The following is a 20,946-nucleotide window of genomic DNA, read 5'->3' on the forward strand; positions in this document are numbered from 1 at the left end:
CCCGGGACGGCACCGACGAGCTCAGTCGCGCGGCTCCTCGCCGGTGAGGCTGTCGTGGGCGACGTAGTAGGTCGGGCGGCCCAGCTGCATGGTGTAGGTCCGGCCGACGTACTCCCCCAGGATGCCCAGGCAGAGCAGCTGCACCCCACCGACGGCCGTGACGACCATGAAGGTCGAGGTCCACCCGGGCACGGTGAGACCCACGGCGAACCCCACGAGCGCGTAGACCAGCAGCACCAGGGCGACGAGCGCGCCGACGAAGCCGAGCCAGGTCGCGAGCCGCAGCGGCGCCAGGCTGGCCCCGGTGATGGAGTCGACCGCGAGCCGCAGCATGCGCGACAGCGGGTACTTCGAGGTGCCGGCCGCCCGCTCCTCGCGCCGGTAGGTGAGCACGCCGGAGGGGAAGCCGAGCGAGGGGACGACGAGCCGCAGCACCCGGTGGTGCTCGGGCAGCGCGGTCACCGCCTCGACCGTGGCCCGCGACATGAGCCGGTAGTCCCCCGCCTGCGTCGGCCCGTGGTCGGCCCCGAGCCGGCGCATCGTGTCGTAGTAGCCGCTGGCCGTGACCCGCTTGAAGCGGGTGTCGCTGCGGCGGTCGTCGCGCACGGCGTAGACGACGTCCAGCGCCTCCTCCCGGGCCAGCCGCACCATGTCGGCGATGAGCTCGGGCGGGTCCTGCAGGTCGGCGTCGATGGTCACGACCAGCTCCCCGCGCGACCGCTCCAGCCCGGCCGAGATCGCGGCCTGGTGGCCGGCGTTGGCGCGCAGCCGGACGACCCGCAGCTGCGGCCAGGTATGCCGTGCCCGCTGCAGCACGACGGGCGTCGCGTCGGTGCTGCCGTCGTCGACGACCAGCACCTCGTAGTCGACCTCCAGGGCGTCGAGCACCGGGCGCAGCCGCTGCACGAACAGGGGCAGCACGTCCTGCTCGTCGTAGACCGGCACGACGACGCTCAGCGCGCTCGCGCCATGATCTGCAGCGGTCATCGTGCCTCGGGGGTCGCCGGTCGGTGGTCGGCCGATCCTAGCCCGCCTCGCACCACCCAGGCCGACGTCATACCGTAGGTCCGAGCAGTTCCCGCGTCCCACGAGGAGAGAGCATGCACCCCACCCACGCACCGTTGCGGATCGCCACCGGCGCCTTCGTCCTGAACTCCGGTCTCGGCAAGCTCAAGGCCGGCGAGGAGGAGGCCGAGCAGATGCACGGCTGGGCCTCCAGCGTCTACCCGGTGTTCAAGGACATGAAGGCGGGCGACTTCACCAAGGCCCTGGCCTACGCCGAGATCGGCCTCGGTGCGGCACTGCTGCTGCCGACCGTGCCCTCGGCGGTCGCCGGCGCCGGTCTGGCCGCCTTCGGCGTCGGCCTCACCGGTCTCTACCTCAAGACCCCGGGCATGACCCAGGAGGACGGCATCCGGCCCACACCGGACGGCATCGGCCTGGCCAAGGACACCTGGCTGGTCGGCGCCGGCCTGACGCTGGCCACGCAGTCCTTCCTCTCCGGCACCAAGCACGCCGCGAAGTCGGTCGCCGACGGCGTCGGCAACGCGGCGGGTGCCGTGGCCGGCGGTGTCACCGGTGCCGCCGGTGCCGCGGCCTCCGGGGTCACCGGCGCGGCCAGCTCGGTGGGCCACGGCCTCGCCGACGCCGTCGGGGTCGGCGGCAAGGGCAAGGCCAAGGGCACCCTGGCGGGTCTGTCCAAGGGCGCCCACGACGCCCGCGAGGACCTCTCCGAGGCGCTGGCCGACCTCGCGGACTCCCTGCTCGGCAAGCGCTGACTCAGCCCAGCCACCTCTCGAGGCCGTCGCGCAGCTGCGCGGCGGCCTCGAGGTATGTCGTGCGTCGTCCCGGGTCGGCGCCGGCCGCCACGCGGTGCAGGTGCGGCTGGATGAAGAAGGTCTCGTGCAGCAGGTGCACCTCGCGCCGCGCGAGCAGCGGCTCCAGGTCCACGGGCGACCCGAGCCGCTCCCGCTCGCGGGCGTAGGCCTGCGCCTGCGCGCGGACGCGCTCCTCGTCCATCGCGGCGTACCACGGGTCGGCGTGCACGGGCCCGCCGGAGAACGCGAGGTCCCGCGCGGGGTCGCCGACGTGCCCCCACTCCCAGTCGATGAGCCGCGGGACGCCCGCGTCCACGACGACGTTGCTCAGGCACGCGTCCCCGTGGACCAGCGCGGTCTCGACGGAGGCGAAGGCGGGGAGGGCCTGCTCGGTCCGGCGCAGCACCGCCGGCCAGAGCGGGTCCAGCACGGCCGCCGCACCCGGCTCGTGCTCGCGCCACCAGTCGCGCGCGGCGTGGGCACCCGCCACCGGGTCCGGGGGGCCCGGGTCGGGCAGCCCGTCGGTGCGACCGCCCACGTGCAGCCGGGCCAGGGCGCGGGCGAGCGCCGCGAGCAGCTCGTCGGTCCACTCCCCCGGGGCGAGCACCTCACCCGGCACCGCCGTGCTGACGAGGTATGCCGTGGGGTCGCCCTCGCGGGGCAGCCGCACCGCCACGGGGCGCGCGGCGAGGTCGGCGTCCGCGGGCACCCGGGTGAGCAGGTCGAGCTCGTCGTCGAGGCCCAGCGGCAGCTCGTGCACGGGCCGGTGCGGCACCCGCACGGCCAGACCGGGCTCGACCCGCCACACCACGCACGACTCGCCCCGCCCCAGCAGGCGCACGGACGGGCGACCGGGTGGCACGGCATACCCCGCGGCGGTGAACCACCCGGGGTGATCACCGGCCAGGTCGGCGACCCCCTCGGCGTCCAGCTGGGTCGGCAGCACCGCCCGATCGTCGCACGACCCTCCCGCCGGGCGGACGCCACGCCCCGTGCTCCCGCCCATCGTGCCGCCGGAGGCCCGGCGCCCGCCGGGCCGCACGCGGACGTGGGCCGCGCGCGGACGCGGGCCGCGCGCGTGCCAGAGTGGTCGGGTGACCCATCCCGCCGAGGCCCTGCTCGACCGCTGGCTCGCCGACGCCGCGGTGCTCGCGCCCGCCGCGGGCCGCGACCTGTGGCTGGCGGAGGGGTCGCTGCTGCTACGCGGCTGGTCCGAGCCGCAGCGTCGCTACCACACGACGAGCACCTCACCGAGGTCCTCGCGGCGGTGGACGAGCTGCAGGCGGCCGGCGCGGTCGACGCGGACGCGGCGCTCGTGGCGCGCGCCGTCGCGTGGTACCACGACCTCGCCTACGACCCGCGGGCCGCGCCCGGCAGCAACGAGCACCGCAGCGCCACCCTGGCCCGCGACCACCTGCACCGGCTCGGGGTCGAGGACCACACCGTCGACGCCGTCGAGGCGGGCGTGCTCATGACGCTGGACCACGAGGCCGGCGGGCGCGGGCCCGCCACGGACGCGGTGCACGACGCCGACCTGTGGATCCTCTCGGCGCCGCCGGAGCGGTATGCCGCCTACCGCGCCCAGGTGCGCGAGGAGTACGCCCACGTGCCGGACGACGCGTTCTGCGCCGGCCGGCTCGCGGTCATGGGGCCGCTCGCCGACCGCGGGCGGCTCTACCGGACCGCGCACGCGCACGAGCGCTGGGGCGCCCGCGCCCGGGCCAACCTGCAGGCCGAGCTGGCGGAGCTGCGCCGGACCTGAGGACCGCCCGACCCGCGTCGTGCCGGACGGCGACCGCAGCGGCGGGGTAGGCCCGTCCCGCCCGCCCCAGGTGCCCCACCTGCCGCGCCGTGCGGGGACGATGACGCAGGACGGGGACATACCCCGGCCCACTGCACATCTCCCCGCAGCGGGCGACGGGTGGGTCTGGGGTGACTCCTGGGGCCGGCCCTACCCCCCGTGCGCCCACCACCACTCGGCGAGCGGCCACCAGGGCGCCGACCCGGCCACCGCCCGCGCCTCCTCGGCGGTCAGCCAGCGCGCCTCGAGCACCTCGACGCCGTCCGGCCGCAGCGGCACCGGGGCGGGGAGGGTGGCGGCATACACCTGGACGTAGTTGTCCCCCTCGTCCCAGCTCCGGGCGCCGTGACCGGGTGGCAGGGTGATGCGTTGGTACCCCACCGGGGCCAGCCGCTCCTGCACGAGATCGACCGCGATCTCCTCGGCGACCTCGCGCACGGCGGCGGCGCGGGCAGAGCCGTCGGAGAGCTCGCGCTTGCCGCCCGGCGCCCCCCAGCCCTCCCGGGTCGAGTTGCGCACCAGCACCATCCGGTCCGGCACCCCGCGCGCCCGGAGGAGCACCACGGAGGCGCCCGCGCCGAGCCGCTCCATCGGGGAGGCCACCACCTCCAGCACGTGCGGGGTCGGCGCGACCCCGGCGAGCCCGTCCTCGACCCGGGCCAGCGGCCGCTCCCCCTTGCGCTTGCGGAAGCGCAGCCCGCTGTCGCGCAGCCGCCGGGCCAGCTCGGTGCCGCCCACCTCGGCGGCGCCGGCGGCGACGACCTCGGCGTACCGCTCCTCCGGGATGTCGTAGTGGTCCCCCTCGAAGGACCGCTGCGGGATGCCGACGGCCGCCGCGAAGGCGTGCAGCTCGGCGAGCGAGGTGTCGCTCGCGACGTGCGACCAGAGGCGTCCGTGCGCCGGCCAGCGGGGCGGGTCGACGAGGACGGTCATGCTCCGGACCCTACCTGTGGACAACTTCTGCGCGGGCACCGCGAGGAGGGCTAGCGTCGTGCCCACGAGGTGGCCGACCGGCCGCCGCACGAGGGAGGGACCCCATGAGCAACACCTTCGCCGTCGACACGGCACGGATCGCCGCCGCCTCCGGTGACATCGAACGGATCGCCGCCAGCATCGAGGGTGAGGTCCGGTCGATGATGGCCAAGCTCAACGCGCTGCAGGACTGCTGGCGCGGGTCGGCGGCCGGCAGCTTCCACAGCGTCACCCAGGACTGGAGCGCGACCCAGGAGAAGGTCCGCACCTCCCTGCAGCAGATCTCGACGACGCTGCGGACGGCCGGCCAGGACTACGAGCTGGTCGAGCAGACCAACCGCACCCGCTTCACCCCCCAGTGAGGTGCTGCGCCTCGTCCGGCGCAGGGGGCCGGACGAGGCGCTGCATGTCCCGGGTCGAGCAGACCCTGCAGCTCCCCGGGCACACGCCGACGGGCGGCCCCTCCGTGAAGGAGGGACCGCCCGTCGGTCGTGGGTCGCCCGCGAGGAACGCAGGCGCGTCAGGTCTGACCCCGCAGGATCAGAAGTCCATGCCGCCCATGCCACCGTCGGCGCCGGCCGGCATGGCCGGGGCCTTCTCCGGCTTGTCGGCGATGACGGCCTCGGTGGTGAGGAAGAGCGCGGCGATGGAGGCGGCGTTCTGCAGGGCAGAACGGGTCACCTTCACCGGGTCGGCCACGCCGAAGCCCAGCATGTCGCCGTACTCGCCGGTCGCGGCGTTGAGGCCCTCGCCCGGGGTGAGGTTGCGGACCTTCTCCGCGACGACGCCGCCCTCGAGACCGGCGTTGATCGCGATCTGCTTGAGCGGGGCCTCGATGGCCACCTTGACGATGTTGGCGCCGGTGGCCTCGTCACCGGTGAGCGACAGACCGTCGAACGCGCGGGACGCCTGGATGAGGGCGACGCCACCACCGGCGACGATGCCCTCCTCGACGGCGGCCTTCGCGTTGCGGACGGCGTCCTCGATGCGGTGCTTGCGCTCCTTGAGCTCGACCTCGGTCGCCGCGCCCGCCTTGATGACGGCCACGCCGCCGGCCAGCTTGGCCAGCCGCTCCTGCAGCTTCTCGCGGTCGTAGTCGGAGTCCGAGTTGTCGATCTCGGTGCGGATCTGGGAGACCCGGCCGGCGATCTGGTCGGCGTCGCCGCCGCCCTCGACGATGGTGGTCTCGTCCTTGGTGACCACGACCTTGCGGGCGGTGCCCAGCAGGTCGAGCTCGGCGGTCTCCAGCTTGAGACCGACCTCCTCGGAGATGACCTGGCCACCGGTGAGGATGGCGATGTCGGCCAGCATGGCCTTGCGCCGGTCACCGAAGCCCGGGGCCTTGACGGCCACGGACTTGAAGTTGCCGCGGATCTTGTTGACGACCAGGGTCGCCAGACCCTCGCCCTCGACGTCCTCGGCGATGATCATGAGCGGCTTGCCGGACTGCATGACCTTCTCCAGCAGCGGCAGCAGGTCCTTGACCGAGGAGATCTTGGAGTTGACGACCAGCACGTAGGCGTCCTCCAGGACGGCCTCCATGCGCTCGGTGTCGGTGACGAAGTAGGGGCTGATGTAGCCCTTGTCGAAGCGCATGCCTTCGGTGAGCTCGAGCTCGAGGCCGAAGGTGTTGGACTCCTCGACGGTGATGACACCCTCGTTGCCGACCTTGTCCATGGCCTCGGCGATCATGCCGCCGATCTCGGTGTCGGCCGCGGAGATGCTCGCGGACTGCGCGATCTGCTCCTTGGTCTCGACCGGCTTCGCCATGGCGAGCAGGTCGTCGTTGACCGCCTGGACGGCGACCTCGATGCCCCGCTTGAGGGCCATCGGGTTGGCGCCGGCGGCGACGTTGCGCAGGCCCTCCTTCACCATGGCCTGGGCGAGCACGGTCGCGGTGGTGGTGCCGTCTCCCGCGACGTCGTCGGTCTTCTTGGCGACCTCCTTGACCAGCTCGGCGCCGATCTTCTCGTAGGGGTCCTCGAGCTCGATCTCCTTGGCGATGCTCACACCGTCGTTGGTGATGGTGGGGGCGCCCCACTTCTTCTCGAGCACGACGTTGCGGCCCTTCGGGCCGAGGGTCACCTTCACGGCGTCGGCAAGGGTGTTCATACCCTTCTCGAGCCCGCGGCGAGCCTCCTCGTCGAAAGCAATGGTCTTGGCCATCTGAGTTGCTTCCTCCACATGTGGATGGACGGATGACCGGGTGCCGCCCGCGACGGACGAGCCAGGAGGCGCGAGGATCTGGTCTCCCCGGCTCCCGACCCTCGACAGGCCGGTCGGATTATCACTCTCGTGGTGAGAGTGCTAGGTCCATGATGAGCACTCGGGGCCCTCGAGTGCAAATGACAGGGCCGGTATGCCGACCCGCACCCGGTCAGGGCGCTGCGGGTCCCTCCGGGCAGGGTGCGTCAGTGGCGCAGCTCGAGCGTGCGCACGGCGGCCAGCCGCAGCGTGTCCTCGGTCAGGCCCAGGCCGCGACCGGCGTTGGCCAGCGAGTCGACCCCCGCGATCCCGGTGCCCAGCACCTCGGCGAAGCGCTCGGCCATCGCCGCCAGCTGCTCGGCCTGGGTCTCGACGAAGGACCGGTCGACGACCCGCCCGTGGCCGGGCACCCAGGTGTCGGCCAGCCCGGCGGCGGGCTTGTCCAGCAGGGCGCTCAGCGTGGGCGCCCACTCCAGCGGGTAGGCGTCCTCCATGGCGGGGTCGGCCCCCTCCTCGACGAGGTCCCCCGCGAAGACGACCCCGGCGTCGGGGACGGCCACCGACAGGTCGTGGTCGGTGTGACCGCGCCCGGCGAAGAGCAGCTCCACGCTGCGGTCCCCGAGGTCGAGGACGGTGTCGTCCTCGACGAGGTAGAACGGCAGCACGATCTCGGTGTCCTGCACCTCGTCCGCCAGCGTCCCGCGGTCGGTCGAGCGGAGGTGCTCGACGACCTGGCGACGCTGGTGCTCCCCGGTGCGGCGCAGGTCGTCGGCGGCGCCCGGGTGGGCGTAGATCTGCGAGTCGCGGAACGCGACGTTGCCGAAGCAGTGGTCGTAGTGCGCGTGGGTGTTGACGACGACGAGCTCGGTGTCGGTGATCTCGCGCACCGACTCCAGCAGGTCCTGGCCGAGGGACCGGTAGCTGCGGGTGTCGACGACGAGGGACCTCTCGCTGCCCACCACGAGCCCGCAGTTGAGCTTGAGCTCCTCGTGCCGCCGGACGTGGACCCCGGGAGCCACCTCTCGCCAGGTCACCTCACTCATGCCGCACGAGTCTAGGTGCTGGAGGGCCCCCGGCCCGCCGCCCCGCCCGGACGTGGCGGGTCGGCGCGCTGGTTACCGCAGGGTCACTCTCGACTGGCGGGCCCGTGCCGGGCACGGCAGGGTGGGGGCCGGACAACCGCACGCCCGCAGCGCCCGGAGGGGTTCAATGACGTTCCCGACCCGCATCCTGTACGCCACCGACGGATCCCCGAGCGCCGCCCTGGCGCGCGCCCGCACCGTCGACCTGGTCCGGCACACCGACGCGGAGGTGCACGTCGTGCACGTCGCGCTGGTGTCGCCCTGGACCAACCCGACGCCGCTGAGCCCCGGCCAGCGCGAACGTGTCCAGCTCGAGGCGAGACCCGTGCTCGACGCGGGCGCCGCCGCCCTGGAGGCGGAGGGGGTGTCGGTCACCGGCACCTACCTGCGCACCGGTCGGGCGACGGACGAGATCCTGCGCCTGCGCGACGAGATCGACGCCGACCTCATCGTCATCGGCAGCCGCGGGCAGAACGCCTTCGTCCGTGTCCTGCTCGGCAACGACGCGGAGGGCGTCGTGCGGCACGCGCCCTGCGCCGTGCTCGTCGTCCGCAGCGAGGGGGAGACCCGATGACCGCCGACGTGCTGCTCCCGCTGTCCGGCTCCTCCGGCGGGGGGATGCCTGACTTCACCGTCCGCGCCCTCGACCTGTCGGTCATCATCGGCTACCTCGTCCTCAGCCGGATCATCCCGCTCGTGGCGGGCGCCCGGATGAAGCGCAAGGCCCACGCCGAGGCCCAGGCCAGCGGCAAGGAGAGCGACGCCTCGGAGGACTACTTCCTCGGCGGGCGCAACTTCATCTGGCCGTTCGTCGGCCTCTCGCTGGTCGCCACCAACATGTCCGGCGCGACCTTCGTCGGCCTGGCCGGCGGTGCCTACGAGCAGGGCATCTCGATCTTCGCCTACGAGTGGATGTCGGCCGTCATCCTCGTGGTCTTCATCTTCTTCATCCTGCCGTTCTACCTGCGCTCCAAGGTCTTCACGCTGCCGGAGTACCTCGAGCAGCGCTACGACCGGCGTTCCCGGATGGCCTTCGCGGGGTTCAACCTCTTCGCCAACATGTTCATCGACATGGCCGCGGCGCTCTTCGCCGGGGCCGTGGTCGTCAAGGTGCTCTACCCCGACATCCCGATGATCGTCTCGGTGGCGGTGCTCGCCATCCTCGCGGCGATCTACACCGTCATCGGCGGCCTGGGCGCGGTGATGATCAGCGACTCGATCCAGGCGACCGTCACGCTCCTCGGCGGCGTCATCGTCCTCATCGCGACCTTCAACGCCATCGAGTCCTGGGACTCGATGGCCCAGGCCGCCGGCGACGAGAAGATGAGCCTCATCCTGCCGGCCGACAACGCCGACCTGCCGTGGCCCGGGCTCATCACCGGTGTCCTCGTCGTGGGGCTCTACTACTGGACGACCAACCAGCTCGTCGTGCAGCGCACGCTCGGCGCGAAGTCCCTCGACCACGGCCGCTGGGGCTCCCTGCTGGCCGGCTTCATCAAGCTGGCCTTCCTCTTCCTCTTCATCTTCCCCGGGGTCATGGCGATCTCGCTCTACCCGAACCTGGACAACCCGGACACCGTCTTCCCGACGCTGGTCTTCGACCTGCTCCCCGTCGGGCTGCGCGGCCTCATCCTGGCGGCCGTCATCGCGGCCATCACCTCGACCGTCGACTCGATCCTCAACTCGGCCTCGACGATCGTGACGATGGACTTCGTCAAGACGCTGCGCCCCGACACCTCGCAGCGGGCGCTCGTCTTCACCGGTCGCGTGGCCACCGTGGTGGCGCTGGTCGTGGCCATCCTCTGGGCCCCGTTCATCGCCCAGTTCGACACCCTCTACAACTACCTGCAGTCGGTCCTGTCGTTCCTGGTCCCACCGGTCGTCGCGGTCTTCCTCGCCGGCATCGCCTGGAAGCGGATCAGCGGCACCGCGGCGTTCCTCACGCTCATCATCATGCAACCGGTGGGGCTCATCGCCTTCGTCCTCACCCAGGTGCTGCCCGAGGAGCCCTCGATCCAGTTCCTGTATGCCGCCGGCATCAGCACCGCGCTCTCGGTGCTGCTCCTCGTGGTCATCAGCCTGCTCGGGCCGTCCCCGGACGAGTCCAAGACGGCCGAGCTCACCTGGAAGTCGGAGTACTGGACCGAGGAGTCGCAGGCGCTGCAGGGCACCGCGGTGTGGGCGAACTACCGGGTCATCTCGGTCGTCCTGCTCGCCCTGACGGCGGTCATCGTCGTCGTCTGGGCCTGACCGGTCAGCTGAGGCCGGTGATGGTGCCGTCCTCGGCGATGTCCATGCCCAGCGCCGCCGGGACCTTGGGCAGCCCGGGCATCCGCATGATGTCGCCGGTGAGGGCGACGACGAAGCCGGCACCGGCGTTGACGACCAGCTCGCGGACGGTGATGGTGAAGCCGCGGGGGGCGCCGAGCAGCGTCGGGTCGTCGGAGAAGGAGTACTGCGTCTTGGCCATGCAGACCGGCAGGCCGCCGAAGCCGCCCTCGGTGAGCTCGGCCAGCTGGGCGCGCGCCGTGGGGGCGAAGTCCACCCCGTCGGCGCGGTAGACCTGCGTGGCGATGGTCTCGATCTTGTCCTGCAGGCCGGCGTCCGCGGCATACAGCGGGGCGTAGTCGCTGTCCTGCTCGCACAGCTCGACGACCTTGCGGGCGAGCTCCTCGCCGCCCTCGCCACCGCGGGTGAAGACCTCCGAGAGCGCGACGTCGACGCCCAGCTCGCCGCACCGCTCCCGGACGAGGTCGAGCTCGGCGTCGCTGTCACTCGGGAAGCGGTTGAGCGCGACGACGACCGGCACGCCGAACCTCTGGAGGTTCTCCAGGTGCTGCTCGAGGTTGGCCAGCCCGGTGCGCAGGGCGTCGAGGTCCTCGGTGCCGAGGTCGGTCTTGGCCGCGCCGCCGTTGAGCTTGAGCGCCCGCACCGTGGCGACGATGACCGCAGCGGCCGGGCGCAGACCGGCGGCGGGGCAGACGATGTCGAAGAACTTCTCCGCCCCGAGGTCGGCGCCGAAGCCGGCCTCGGTGACCACGTAGTCGGCCAGCTTGAGCGCCGTGCGGGTGGCGAGCACCGAGTTGTTGCCGTGCGCGATGTTGGCGAACGGCCCGCCGTGGATGATCGCCGGGGTGTTCTCCAGGGTCTGCACGAGGTTGGGCTTGACCGCGTCCTTCATGAGCAGGGCCATGGCCCCGGCCGCCTCGAGCTGGCCGGCGGTCACCGGCTGCTTGTCGTAGGTGTAGCCGACGATGATGCGGCCGAAGCGCTCCTTGAGGTCCTCCAGACCGGTGGCGAGGCAGAGCGCGGCCATGATCTCGCTGGCCACGGTGATCTCGAAGCCGGACTCGCGGACGACGCCGTCCCCCTTCTTGCCCATGCCGACGACGATGTTGCGCAGGGCGCGGTCGTTCATGTCGAGGACGCGCTTCCAGGTGACGCGCTTGGGGTCCAGGCCCAGGGGGTTGCCCTGGTGCAGCGAGTTGTCGACGAGCGCGGCGAGCAGGTTGTGCGCCGAGGTGATGGCGTGGAAGTCACCGGTGAAGTGGAGGTTGATGTCGTCCATGGGGACGACCTGGGACCAGCCCCCGCCGGCGGCCCCGCCCTTCATGCCGAAGCACGGGCCCAGCGAGGGCTCGCGCAGGGTGGTGATGGTGCGGGCACCGATCCGGTTGAGCGCCATGGAGAGCCCGACGTTGGTGGTCGTCTTGCCCTCGCCGGCGGCCGTGGGGTTGATGGCCGTCACCAGCACGAGCCTGCCGTCCGGCCGGTCCTGCAGGCGGTCGAGGACGTCGAGGGAGATCTTGGCCTTGTGGTGGCCGTAGGGCTCGTACTCCTCCTCGCGCAGGCCCAGCCGCTCGGCCACCCGGCCGATCCGCTCCAGCGTGGCCCCCTGCGCGATCTCAACGTCGGTCAACATCCCTGCCTGCCTCCTCGCAGCCGGTGATCACGAGCGCTGGCCGGTGATCCTCAGGACGGTCCACGGTGATCGTCAGCACAAACTACAAGGCGCTGCCGCCCGCCCGGCAAGATGCCGCTGGAGTGGCGTGGGTCACACTCCCGCACAGGACGCGCGTCCGGCCCGCACAGGACGTGCGTCAGGACGTCACCGGACGCGTGTCCGGCCCGCACAGGACGCGCGGGAGGGCACGCTGACGCAAATCACACGGGTGTAAGTCGGGTGCCGTAGACTGCCCGCAGATCGTGTCGGACCACCATGAGGAGAGGACGCATCCATGGGTGCTGCCAGCCACGTGCAGCAGGTCGAGCCTCCCGTCGGGCTCTCGGCGCGCGACCAGGAGATCCTCGACTTCGAGAACCGCCACTGGACCTATGCCGGCTCCAAGGAGCAGGGCATCAAGGACCTCTTCGACCTGAGCTCGACGCGCTACTACCAGCTGCTCAACCAGCTCATCGACAACGAGGCCGCCCTCGCCTACAAGCCGCTGCTGATCAAGCGACTGCGTCGCGACCGTTCCCGCCGCCAGCGGGCGCGCTCGATGCGACGACTCGGCATGCAGAGCTGAGCGACGGCATACCCTGGGCGGCGTGAGCCCGACACCCCTGCGCGACCTCGTGCACCCGAGCTGGGCCGAGGCGCTGGCACCGGCCGAGGAGACCGTCGCGAGGATCGGGGAGTTCCTCCGCGCCGAGGTCGAGGCGGGGCGGGGCTACCTGCCCGGCGGCCCGCACGTCCTGCGCGTCTTCACCCGCCCCCTCGCGGACGTGCGCGTCCTCATCGTCGGGCAGGACCCCTACCCGACCCCCGGGCACGCCGTCGGCCTCAGCTTCTCCGTGGCCCCTGACGTGCGCCCGGTGCCCCGCAGCCTGCACAACATCTACACCGAGCTGGTCGACGACCTGGGCGTGCCGCGCCCCAGCACCGGCGACCTCTCCCCCTGGGCCGACGCCGGTGTCATGCTCCTCAACCGCGTCCTCACCGTCCGACCGGGCGCCCCGGCCAGCCACCGCGGCCAGGGCTGGGAAGAGGTCACCGACCTGGCCATCGACGCCCTCGTCCGGCGCGGCGGCCCTCTCGTCGCGATCCTCTGGGGCCGCGACGCCCGCAACCTCGCCCCTCGCCTCGGCGACGTGCCACGCGTCGAGAGCGCCCACCCCTCACCGCTGTCCGCCCGCAACGGCTTCTTCGGCAGCCGGCCCTTCAGCCGGGCCGACGAGCTGCTGCGCCAGCAGGGCGGCGGACCGATCGACTGGAGGCTGCCCTGAGCACGCACGACCGCACCGCCACCGCGACCCCGCCGCAGCACCGCCTCGCGGAGGGTCGCGACGAGCACGCCCACCCGCTGCGGCTGGTGCACGGCGAGGCCGGGCCCACCGTGCACGGCGAGGCCGGCAGCATCCGCCCGGTCCCCCGCGCCTGGGCCCGCTACGTCGCGATCGGGGACTCCTTCACCGAGGGCATGAGCGACCCCGACCCGGCCACCCCGGACGCCTACCTCGGGTGGGCCGACCGGCTCGCCGGGCTGCTGTCCGGGCACGTCGAGGACTTCGCCTACGCCAACCTGGCCGTCCGCGGCCGCACGCTCACCGACGTCGTCGGCCCCCAGCTGGACGCCGCCCTCGCGCTGCGGCCCGACCTGGTGAGCATCGTCGGGGGTGGCAACGACATCCTGCGCCCGCGCGCCGACATCGACGACCTCGCGGCCCGGCTCGACACCGCGGTGGCGCGGATCCGGGCCACCGGCGCCGACGTGCTCATGGCGACGCCCACCGACCCCGCCGGAGCCCCGATCATCGGGCGCACGCGGGGCCGGGCCGCGGCCTACATCGCCCACATCTGGTCCATCGCCCAGCGACACGGCTGCTACGTGCTCAACCAGTGGGCGTGCGACTTCCTCAAGGACTGGCGCATGTGGTCGCAGGACCGCATCCACATGACGCCCGAGGGGCACCGCCGCGTCGCGCTCACCGCCTACGTCGCGCTCGGGCACACCACCGAGGACGCCGACTGGCGGGCCCCGCTGCCCCCGCAGGCACCGGCGGCCACCGTGGACACCCTCCGTGGGCACGCCCGGTGGGCCCGCGAGTATGCCGCGCCCTGGGTCCAGCGACGTCTCACCGGTCGCTCCTCGGGGGACCGGGTGGTCGCCAAGCGCCCGGAGCTCGGCCCGCTGGCGCGGCCCGCCCCGTCCGACGCCGACCGGCCGGCGACCCCGGACACCCCCGAGCACTGAGGAACGCATGATGGTCGAGAACGCCTCCGGGCTGTGGCTCACCGTGCTGGGCCCCGACGAGCTGGAGGTGCTGCCGGCCCGGGGTCTCGGCTGGCTCGGCATCGACCTCCAGCACGGCCGGTATGCCGTCGCCGACCTCCCCGGACTCCTGCGCGCCGCCCCGGTGCCGGTGCTCGCGCGCGCCGCCTCCGCGGACGCCGCGCACCTGGCCCAGGTGCTGGACGCCGGCGTGGCCGGGGTCATCGTGCCCGGGGTCACGTCCGTGGAGGGGGCGGCCGCGCTGGTCCAGGCCGTGCGCTTCCCGCCCGAGGGGGTGCGCAGCACGGGGCTGACCCGGGCGGTCCTCACCGGCGCGCCGGAACGGCCGCTGCTGCTGCCGATGGTCGAGACGGCCGGCGCCCTGGCCGACGTGGAGCGGATCGCCGCGCTGCCGGGCGTGGACGGCCTCTTCGTCGGGCCCTACGACCTGTCGCTCTCGCTCGCCCGCCCCGGCGTGACCGACGGGCAGGTCGTCGCGGCGATCCGGCGGGTGCGCGAGGCGTGCACGGCTGCCGGGCTGCTCGCCGGCGCCTTCTCGGGCGACCGTGAGCTCGACCTCCTCCTGCCCCCGGGCCTGGACCTCCTGGCCCTCGACACCGACGTGACCGTGCTGCGCACGGGCCTGGAGGCGCTCCTGCACGACGGCTGAGCCGTGGCCTGGCGATGACGCAGATGCGTGACTATCCTCGCCCCCATGACGCAGATGCGAGTTTCTGAGGCCGCGTCGCTCCTCGGGGTGTCCCCCGACACCGTCCGACGGGCCATCGACGCCGGCCGCCTGACCAGCACCCGCGACGAGGCCGGTCGCACGGTCGTCGAGGGCGCGGACCTCGCCGCCCTGGCGCAGCAGCAGGCGCACCCGGCCGACATCGGCGCCGTCGGCGCCTCCTCGGCCCGCAACCAGCTGCGCGGGATCGTCACCCGCATCGTCAGCGACCCCGTGATGTCCCAGGTCGACATCCAGGCCGGGCCCTTCCGGCTCGTCTCCCTCCTGTCGACCGAGGCGGTCGAGGAGATGGGGCTCGAGGTCGGCTCGGTGGCCATCGCCACGGTCAAGGCGACCAACGTCGGGGTCGGGGTGCCCGCGTGAGGCCGCTGCGGCATACCGCGGCGGCCCGGCGGCTCGGCCTGCTGGCGGCGCTCTCGCTGGCTCTCACCGCCTGCGCCGGCGACGCCGCGCAGCCGGACAACGCCGACGAGCCGCAGGACGGGCTCACCCTGACCGTGCTGGCCGCGAGCTCGCTCACCGACGTGCTCGAGCCGGTCGTGGACAGCTTCGAGGTCGACCACCCCGGGCTGACCGTGCGCACCAGCTTCTCGGCCAGCTCGACCGTCGTGCAGCAGGTCAACGAGGGCGCGCCGGCCGACGTCGTCGCCCTCGCCGGGGAGGCCTCGCTGGAGCCGCTGGAGGAGGAGCGTCGCGCGGGCCCGGTCAGCCTCTTCGCCACCAACCAGCTCGAGATCGCGGTGCCGCCCGACAACCCCGGCGGGGTCGAGGACCTCGACGACCTCGCCACCGACGGCCTGACCCTCGTCGTGTGCGCCGAGCAGGTGCCGTGCGGCCAGGCGACGGCCCGCCTGCTGGCGCAGGAGGGGCTGCAGCCGCAGGTCGCCTCCTACGAGAGCGACGTCCGCGCGACGCTCACCAAGGTGGAGCTGGGCGAGGCCGACGCCGGCCTGGTCTACCGCACGGACGTCACGGCGGCCGGGGACCGGGTGGCCGGTGTCGAGATCCCCGAGGACCGCAACGTCGTCAACCGCTACCCGGCGGTGGCGGTCTCCGACCGCGAGCTGGCGCAGGCCTTCGTCGACCACCTGCTGTCCGACCGCGTCCAGGCACGCCTCGTCGACGCCGGCTTCGGCCCGGCCCCCGAGCGGTGAGCGCGGCGACGCGCGAGCGAGGCCCCTCGGGCTCGTGGTCGCTGCGGGTCCCGGCGCTCGTCGGGGTCGCCTTCATCGTCGTGCCGCTGCTCGCCCTGCTCGCCCGCACCGACTGGCCGCAGCTGGGCACCCACCTGTCCTCCCCGGTCGTCGGGCAGTCGCTGCGGCTCTCCGCGCTGACGACCAGCGCCACGATGGTGCTCGTGTGGCTGCTGGGCACGCCGCTCGCGTGGCTGCTGGCCCGTTCGGACCACCCGCTCACCGCCTGGGCGCGCGCGGTCATCACGGTGCCGCTGGTGCTGCCCCCGGTGGTGGGGGGCGTCGCGCTGCTCATGGCCTGGGGACGGCGCGGCGTGGTCGGCGGCCCGCTGGAGGCGTGGTTCGGGGTCACGGTGCCGTTCACGACGGTCGCCGTCGTCATGGCCGAGCTCTTCGTGGCGCTGCCGTTCTACGTCGTCTCCGTCGAGGGGGCGATGCGCGGGCTGGACCGTCGCGTCGACCAGGTGGCGGCGACCCTCGGGGCGGGCCCGCTCCGCACCTTCGTGCACGTCGTCGTGCCGCTGGTGCTGCCGGGCATCGCCGCCGGGTCGGCGCTGGCCTGGGCGCGGGCGCTCGGGGAGTTCGGGGCGACGATCACCTTCGCCGGCAGCTTCCCGGGGCGCACCCAGACCGCCCCTCTGGGGGTGTACGCCGCGCTCGAGCAGGACCCGGACGCCGCCCTCGCGCTCTCCGTGGTCATGCTCGCGGTCAGCGTGCTCGTGCTCGGTGCCCTGCGCAGCCGGTGGCTGCGGTGAGCGGGCTGCGGGCCGACCTGAGGGTCCGCCGGGGCGGGCACCTCGTCGAGGCACAGCTCGACGCCCCCGCCGGGGTGAGCGCGCTGCTGGGGCCCAACGGCTCGGGCAAGACCACCCTGCTGCTCGCGCTCGCGGGCCTGCTCCCCGCCGAGCGGGCCCGGGTCGAGGTGGCGGGGCGCACCTGGGCCGGTGACGGGGTCGACCTGACGCCCGAGCGGCGCAGCGTCGGCCTGGTGCTGGCCGACCCGGTGCTCTTCGGCCACCTCAGCCTGCTCGACAACGTCGCCTTCGGCCCCCGCTCCCGGGGTATGCCGCGACGCGCCGCCCGCGCCCGGGCCCAGGAGGAGCTGGAGCGGGTGGGGCTGGGTGATCTCCTGCGTCGCCGGCCCGCGCAGGTGTCCAGCGGCCAGGCGCAGCGGGTGGCGCTCGCCCGGGCCCTGGCCACGGACCCCGACGTGCTGCTCCTCGACGAGCCCCTGTCGGCGCTGGACCCGCAGACCCGGTCCCGCACCCGCGCCGACCTCGCGACCCGGCTGCGCGCCTACCCCGGTGTCACCCTCCTCACCACCCACGACCCGCTGGACGCGCTGACGCTGGCCGACCGCCTGCTCTTCCTCGAGGACGGGCGGGTCACCCAGACCGGGACACCGGGCGAGGTGGTCGCCCGCCCGCGCACGGCCTACGTCGCCTCGCTGGTGGGCCTCAACCTGCTCACCGGCACGCTGGTGCACGGGGAGGGGTGGGCGGTGGCGCTGGATGACGGCGGCGCGCGTTCACCGGGTCGCCTCGTGCTCGCCGAGGCACCGGAGGGCGCGGCGTCCGGCGAGCAGGTCTGGGCGAGCGTCAACCCTGCGGCCGTCGCCCTCTTCTCGCAGCGGCCGCAGACCTCCGCCCGCAACCTCTGGCTGCTGCAGGTCGAGTCGGTGACCGTCACCGGCCAGCGCGCCCGCGTCCACCTCACCGGCGACGTCGACCTCGTCGCCGAGATCACCCTGGCGGCGGTGGCGGCGCTCGACGTCCAGCGCGGGCACCGGCTGTGGGCCGCCGTCAAGGCCACCGAGATCCACGCCTACCCCGCCTGACCGCACCGGACGCGTGCTCGGGATGCACAGGACGCGTGGTCAGCACCCACCGGACGCGCCGTCAGAGGACACCGGACGCGTGATCAGCACCCACCGGACGCGCTGTCAGAGGACACCGGACGCGTGATCAGCACCCACCGGACGCGCTGTCAGAGGACACCGGACGCGTGATCAGCACCCACCGGACACCCGGCGGGCACGGCAACCGTGGCCGCGAACTCCCAACCCGGTCCGTCCGGTTAGCAGGTGACGCGACGTCCGGAACTATCGTGCGCAGGCATGGTGCCAGTGACGCGCGTGCTCCCCACCGAGGAGGCCCGCGACCTCCTGGCGCTGGTCCGCGAGATCGCGGACGAGCAGCTGCTCCCCCAGGTCGACGAGGCCGAGGCGGCCGCCCGCTTCCCGCGCGAGGTCTTCACCATGCTAGGCCGGACGGGGCTGCTCTCGCTGCCGTTCCCGGAGGCCTTCGGCGGCGGCGCGCAGCCCTACGAGGTCTACCTCCAGGCGGTCGAGGAGATCGCGCGCGGGTGGATGTCGATCGCGGTCGGCGTGTCCGTCCACGCGCTCACCGCCTCCCCGATGACGGCCTTCGGCGCCCCGGAGCAGCAGGAGGAGTGGCTGCACGCCATGCTCTCCGGCGACCAGCTCGGCGCCTACTGCCTGTCCGAGCCCCAGGCCGGCTCCGACGTCGCCTCAATCCGCACCCGGGCGGTGCGCGACGGCGACGACTACGTCATCTCCGGCACGAAGGCCTGGATCAGCCACGCCGGGCACGCCGACTACTACACGGTCTTCGCCCGCACCTCCGACGACGGCGGCCGCGGGCTGTCCTGCTTCCACGTGCCCGCCGACAGCGCCGGACTCGTCCTGGGCGAGCCGGAGCGCAAGATGGGGCTGCACTGCGACACGGTCCGCGAGGTCGTCTTCGACGGGGTGCGGCTGCCGGCCCGCCACCGCATCGGCGCGGAGGGCGAGGGTATGCCGATCGCGCTCGCCGCGCTCGACGCCGGCCGCCTGGGGATCGCCGCCTGCGCCGTGGGCCTGGCGCAGCGGGCGCTCGAGGTGGCGACCTCCTACGCCGCCGAGCGGGAGCAGTTCGGCCGGCCCGTCGCGAGCAACCAGGGACTCGCGTTCCTGCTGGCCGACATGGCGGCGGCGGTCGGGTCGGCGCGGGCGACCTACCTGCACGCGGCACGCCTCAAGGACGCCGGGCTGCCGCACGGCCAGGAGGCCTCGACCGCCAAGCTGGTCGCCACCGACGCCGCCATGAGGGTGACCACCGACGCGGTCCAGGTGCTCGGCGGCTACGGCTACACCACCGACTTCCCGGCCGAGCGCCTCATGCGTGAGGCCAAGGTGACCCAGATCTTCGAGGGCACCAACCAGATCCAGCGCCTGGTGATCTCCCGTCACCTGTTGGCCGCGCACTCCTGACCCCGAGAGGACCCACCATGCAGATCACCGAGCGCACCGTCGCCCTCGTCACCGGCGCCGCCAGCGGGCTGGGCGAGCAGAGCGCCCGACGCCTCCTCGAGGCCGGCGGGCGGGTCCTGCTCGTCGACCTGCCCGGGGGCCGCGGCGAGGAGCTGGCCGGCGAGCTCTCCACCGAGCACGGCGAGGGCCGGGTGGCCTTCGCCGCCGCCGACGTGCGGGACGCCGAGCAGGTCGCCGCCGCCGTGCAGGCCGCGGTCGAGCTCGGGGAACTGCGGGTCGTCGTCAACTGCGCCGGCGTCGCCACGCCCGGCCGGATCCTGTCGCGGCGCGGGGTGCTCGACCTCGAGGCATACCGCACCGTCGTCGAGATCAACCTCATCGGCACCTTCAACGTGCTCCGCCTCGCGGCCGAGGCCATGGCGGGCAACGAGCCCGACCTCGCCGAGCACGGGGACCGCGGCGTGGTCGTCATGACCGCGAGCGTCGCGGCCTTCGACGGCCAGATCGGGCAGGCGGCCTACGCCAGCTCCAAGGCCGGGGTCGTCGGCCTGACCCTCACCGCCGCCCGCGACCTCGCCGACAAGGGGATCCGCGTCATGACGATCGCCCCCGGGGTCTTCGAGACCCCCATGATGGCGGGTCTGGGCGACGACGTGAAGGACTCGCTCGAGGCGCTGGTGCCCCACCCCTCCCGGCTCGGCCGGCCGGAGGAGTACGCCTCGCTCGTCGCCCACATCGTCGAGAACCCCATGCTCAACGGCGAGGTCATCCGCCTCGACGGCGCGCTGCGGATGCCCCCGCGCTGAGCCCCACCTGCCCGCCTGCCGCGCGACCCGCCGGGCGGGCACCTATCGTCGAGGGATGAGCTACCCCCTGACCAAGACGATGGCCGCGCTGACCGCCGGGTATGCCGTCTTCGCCGCCGCCCGCCCCCGTCACCTGTCCTCGGCGCTCGACGAGACGGGCGCGGCCGCCCGGGCCACCGACCGGCTCGCGTGGACCTACGCCGTGCGCGACCTCAGCACCAGCGCGCTCGCCTTCGTGCCCGGGCTGGCGCCGGTGGCGGGTCTGCTGCGGATCACCGGCGACCTGGGGGACGCCGCCATCCTCGGCACCACCGGGCCGGAGTCCGAGCGGGCCAAGCTGGCCGGCGTCCCGCTGACCTGGGCCGCCCTCAACGCGGCGGCGCTGCTCCTCGACCGGCGCTGACGGTCCCCTCCCGCCGCAGCAGCTGGTGGCGGTCCCGCCACGCGGCGGTCGACCACAGCGCCCAGGCCACCAGGACGGGCTGGAAGAACAGCCTCGTCAGCCGGGCCTGGTCGGTGTCCAGGCCGAAGCCGTCCCGGCCCTCGAGGTACTGCGCGACGTTGCCGGGGAAGACCGCGACGAAGAACGCGGCGGTCAGCCACCCGAGCGGCACCCGCCACCGCGGCAGGAGCACCAGGGCCAGGCCGAGCAGCACCTCGACCACCCCGGACAGGACGACGACCAGGTCGGCGTCGAGCGGCACCCAGCCCGGCACCTGAGCCTGGAAGTCGGCGCGGGCGAAGGTCAGGTGGCCGGTGCCCGAGAAGGTGAGGAAGGCGCCGAGCAGCACCCTGCCGACGACGCGGGCGAGGTGGTGGGGGCTCATGCGGCCAGC

The 20,946-nt window shown here is 73.6% G+C and carries 23 protein-coding genes; 16 read left to right on the plus strand and 7 right to left on the minus strand.

The features are described 5' to 3' along the window. Positions 1-21: 21 nt before the first annotated feature. Entirely contained in the window at positions 22-987 is a 966-nt protein-coding gene (locus tag FHD63_RS12030; RefSeq protein ID WP_139722248.1) for a glycosyltransferase family 2 protein, read from the minus strand. Positions 988-1,100: 113 nt separating this feature from the next. Here FHD63_RS12030 and FHD63_RS16295 point away from each other — a divergent pair, with 113 nt between their 5' ends. Further along, the gene (locus FHD63_RS16295; RefSeq protein ID WP_202978372.1) at positions 1,101-1,778 is read left to right on the plus strand and encodes a hypothetical protein; all 678 of its coding nucleotides are present in this window, start codon (positions 1,101-1,103) and stop codon (positions 1,776-1,778) included. 1 nt (position 1,779) lies between these two features. Here FHD63_RS16295 and FHD63_RS12045 read toward each other — a convergent pair whose 3' ends face one another. Next, on the minus strand, positions 1,780-2,763 hold the full coding sequence (locus FHD63_RS12045; RefSeq protein WP_158296771.1) for a phosphotransferase family protein: 984 nt from the start codon (positions 2,761-2,763) through the stop codon (positions 1,780-1,782). A gap of 321 nt (positions 2,764-3,084) precedes the next feature. On the opposite strand from FHD63_RS12045, the gene FHD63_RS12050 reads away from it, so the two are divergent. Then, the gene (locus tag FHD63_RS12050; RefSeq protein WP_139722250.1) at positions 3,085-3,579 is read left to right on the plus strand and encodes an HD domain-containing protein; all 495 of its coding nucleotides are present in this window, start codon (positions 3,085-3,087) and stop codon (positions 3,577-3,579) included. 189 nt (positions 3,580-3,768) lie between these two features. Here the strand turns inward: FHD63_RS12050 and FHD63_RS12055 are convergent, their stop codons facing one another. Then, a complete protein-coding gene (locus tag FHD63_RS12055) occupies positions 3,769-4,551 on the minus strand; it encodes a DUF4031 domain-containing protein (RefSeq protein ID WP_139722251.1) in 783 nt (260 codons plus the stop codon). A 104-nt stretch (positions 4,552-4,655) separates the two neighbouring features. On the opposite strand from FHD63_RS12055, the gene FHD63_RS12060 reads away from it, so the two are divergent. Further along, positions 4,656-4,952, plus strand: a complete 297-nt coding sequence (locus FHD63_RS12060; RefSeq protein ID WP_010147143.1) for a WXG100 family type VII secretion target — start codon at positions 4,656-4,658, stop codon at positions 4,950-4,952. 178 nt (positions 4,953-5,130) lie between these two features. Here FHD63_RS12060 and groL read toward each other — a convergent pair whose 3' ends face one another. Continuing rightward, complete coding sequence (groL, locus tag FHD63_RS12065; RefSeq protein WP_139722252.1) at positions 5,131-6,756, minus strand: chaperonin GroEL; 1,626 nt, start codon at positions 6,754-6,756, stop codon at positions 5,131-5,133. A 245-nt stretch (positions 6,757-7,001) separates the two neighbouring features. Continuing rightward, positions 7,002-7,838 carry an MBL fold metallo-hydrolase gene (locus FHD63_RS12070; RefSeq protein ID WP_139722253.1) on the minus strand — a complete coding sequence of 279 codons (837 nt, stop codon included), beginning with the start codon at positions 7,836-7,838 and terminating at the stop codon, positions 7,002-7,004. Positions 7,839-8,004: 166 nt separating this feature from the next. Between FHD63_RS12070 and FHD63_RS12075 the strand changes: the two genes are divergently transcribed. Together FHD63_RS12075 and FHD63_RS12080 are read left to right on the plus strand one after the other, a co-directional pair. Continuing rightward, positions 8,005-8,451, plus strand: coding sequence for a universal stress protein (locus FHD63_RS12075; protein ID WP_139722254.1), 447 nt, complete (start codon positions 8,005-8,007; stop codon positions 8,449-8,451). Beyond that, the gene (locus FHD63_RS12080) at positions 8,448-10,127 is read left to right on the plus strand and encodes a sodium:solute symporter family transporter (RefSeq protein ID WP_139722255.1); all 1,680 of its coding nucleotides are present in this window, start codon (positions 8,448-8,450) and stop codon (positions 10,125-10,127) included. Before FHD63_RS12075 ends, FHD63_RS12080 begins: the two co-directional genes overlap by 4 nt. A gap of 4 nt (positions 10,128-10,131) precedes the next feature. Here FHD63_RS12080 and FHD63_RS12085 read toward each other — a convergent pair whose 3' ends face one another. After that, entirely contained in the window at positions 10,132-11,799 is a 1,668-nt protein-coding gene (locus tag FHD63_RS12085; protein WP_139722256.1) for a formate--tetrahydrofolate ligase, read from the minus strand. Between the two features lie 316 nt (positions 11,800-12,115). Here FHD63_RS12085 and FHD63_RS12090 point away from each other — a divergent pair, with 316 nt between their 5' ends. The 11 genes from FHD63_RS12090 (at position 12,116) to FHD63_RS12140 (ending at position 20,513) form a co-directional block, all read left to right on the plus strand. After that, a complete protein-coding gene (locus FHD63_RS12090; RefSeq protein ID WP_139722257.1) occupies positions 12,116-12,406 on the plus strand; it encodes a DUF3263 domain-containing protein in 291 nt (96 codons plus the stop codon). Positions 12,407-12,428: 22 nt separating this feature from the next. Beyond that, positions 12,429-13,106 (plus strand): uracil-DNA glycosylase, encoded by a 678-nt coding sequence (locus FHD63_RS12095; RefSeq protein WP_139722258.1) that lies wholly within the window; start codon positions 12,429-12,431, stop codon positions 13,104-13,106. Positions 13,107-13,192: 86 nt separating this feature from the next. After that, positions 13,193-14,074 (plus strand): SGNH/GDSL hydrolase family protein, encoded by an 882-nt coding sequence (locus FHD63_RS12100; protein ID WP_275100582.1) that lies wholly within the window; start codon positions 13,193-13,195, stop codon positions 14,072-14,074. 10 nt (positions 14,075-14,084) lie between these two features. Further along, positions 14,085-14,762, plus strand: coding sequence for an HpcH/HpaI aldolase family protein (locus FHD63_RS12105; protein ID WP_158296772.1), 678 nt, complete (start codon positions 14,085-14,087; stop codon positions 14,760-14,762). A 45-nt stretch (positions 14,763-14,807) separates the two neighbouring features. Continuing rightward, complete coding sequence (locus FHD63_RS12110) at positions 14,808-15,203, plus strand: TOBE domain-containing protein (RefSeq protein WP_139722261.1); 396 nt, start codon at positions 14,808-14,810, stop codon at positions 15,201-15,203. Continuing rightward, positions 15,200-15,994, plus strand: coding sequence for a molybdate ABC transporter substrate-binding protein (gene modA / locus FHD63_RS12115; protein ID WP_202978373.1), 795 nt, complete (start codon positions 15,200-15,202; stop codon positions 15,992-15,994). Before FHD63_RS12110 ends, modA begins: the two co-directional genes overlap by 4 nt. Continuing rightward, positions 15,991-16,788, plus strand: coding sequence for an ABC transporter permease (locus FHD63_RS12120; RefSeq protein WP_139722262.1), 798 nt, complete (start codon positions 15,991-15,993; stop codon positions 16,786-16,788). Before modA ends, FHD63_RS12120 begins: the two co-directional genes overlap by 4 nt. Then, positions 16,776-17,870, plus strand: a complete 1,095-nt coding sequence (locus tag FHD63_RS12125) for an ABC transporter ATP-binding protein (protein ID WP_238705649.1) — start codon at positions 16,776-16,778, stop codon at positions 17,868-17,870. Before FHD63_RS12120 ends, FHD63_RS12125 begins: the two co-directional genes overlap by 13 nt. 279 nt (positions 17,871-18,149) lie before the next feature. Then, positions 18,150-19,304, plus strand: a complete 1,155-nt coding sequence (locus tag FHD63_RS12130; RefSeq protein WP_420853102.1) for an acyl-CoA dehydrogenase family protein — start codon at positions 18,150-18,152, stop codon at positions 19,302-19,304. 17 nt (positions 19,305-19,321) lie between these two features. Continuing rightward, positions 19,322-20,110 carry an SDR family NAD(P)-dependent oxidoreductase gene (locus FHD63_RS12135; protein ID WP_139722263.1) on the plus strand — a complete coding sequence of 263 codons (789 nt, stop codon included), beginning with the start codon at positions 19,322-19,324 and terminating at the stop codon, positions 20,108-20,110. Positions 20,111-20,165: 55 nt separating this feature from the next. After that, positions 20,166-20,513: a hypothetical protein gene (locus FHD63_RS12140; RefSeq protein ID WP_139722264.1), complete on the plus strand. Its 348-nt coding sequence runs from the start codon at positions 20,166-20,168 to the stop codon at positions 20,511-20,513. Here the strand turns inward: FHD63_RS12140 and FHD63_RS12145 are convergent. Further along, on the minus strand, positions 20,479-20,937 hold the full coding sequence (locus FHD63_RS12145) for a DoxX family protein (RefSeq protein WP_139722265.1): 459 nt from the start codon (positions 20,935-20,937) through the stop codon (positions 20,479-20,481). The two genes, FHD63_RS12140 and FHD63_RS12145, sit on opposite strands and share 35 nt — an antisense overlap. Between the last annotated feature and the right edge of the window lie 9 nt (positions 20,938-20,946).

It is taken from the genome of Serinicoccus chungangensis (assembly GCF_006337125.1).
Lineage (GTDB): Bacteria > Actinomycetota > Actinomycetes > Actinomycetales > Dermatophilaceae > Ornithinicoccus > Ornithinicoccus chungangensis.